Source organism: Mesorhizobium sp. M7A.F.Ca.CA.001.10.2.1 (assembly GCF_003998575.1).
Classification (GTDB): Bacteria; Pseudomonadota; Alphaproteobacteria; order Rhizobiales; family Rhizobiaceae; genus Mesorhizobium.
The window spans coordinates 1-867 of record NZ_RZQY01001164.1; the positions used below are offsets into that span (position 1 = coordinate 1).

The window sequence follows — 867 nt, forward strand, 5'->3', positions numbered from 1 at the left end:
GGTCCTGAACGGCGATCGTAGTGGCGCCGCGCATTTGGAGGATCTGCAGGCGCACCGGCCTTTTCGCGACTTCGTCTACGAACTCAAGGGTGGCAGCGCCGACTGTCGCTGGGTCTTGACATCAGGCTTTCCGAAGTTCGACGACGAAGGAAGATTTGCCGGCTATCGCGGAATCGGCCGCAACGTCACGGCATTGGCCGGCGCCTTCAAGGGTCCGGGGCCGGAACCATCGGCCGACGGCGAGCCCGACCAGCATCTGGCCGACCTCGAGCGGACGATGGACGCCATGCAGATGGGCGTCGTGCTCCTCGACGCCAGGCTCGACACGCTGATCGTCAACAAGGCCTATCGCGACCTCTCGAGGATTCCGGACGGCGCTGTCGGCGTCGGCGCTCCGTTCAGCCTGTTGATGGAGCTCAACCGCCGCAGCGGCATCTATGGCGACATCGACGAACGGCAATGGCAGCGCTACCTTGCCACTCGTCTCGAGGAGATTCGCGCCGGATCCGTCGCGCCGCGCGAATTTGTCCATGCCAACGGCAGGACGATGATGTTCTCGGTGACGGCGCTGTCAGGCGGCAAGCGGCTGTTGACCTATTATGAGGTCACCGAGATCAAGCAACGCGATGCGGAGATCAAAAGCGCGAACGCCAAGATCGCCGAGACCTTCGCCAGTCTCCGCACCATGGTCGACCAGATGCCGATCGGTGTCCTCGTCCTCGACGCCGATATGCGCACCGAGATCATCAACCGTGCTTTCTATGATTTCTGGCAGATCGACGCCCGGCGCGCCGAGATCGGCTGCAGCTTCCGCGATCTGATGGACGCCAGCCGCGACATCGATCCGTTTGGTGCCGACGATGCATC

1 protein-coding gene is annotated in these 867 nt (G+C 63.0%); it reads left to right on the top strand.

What is annotated here, in order from left to right; translation table 11 throughout:
• The coding region (locus EN964_RS35880) for a PAS-domain containing protein (protein ID WP_127277551.1) at positions 1-867 on the top strand (867 nt) is incomplete at both ends.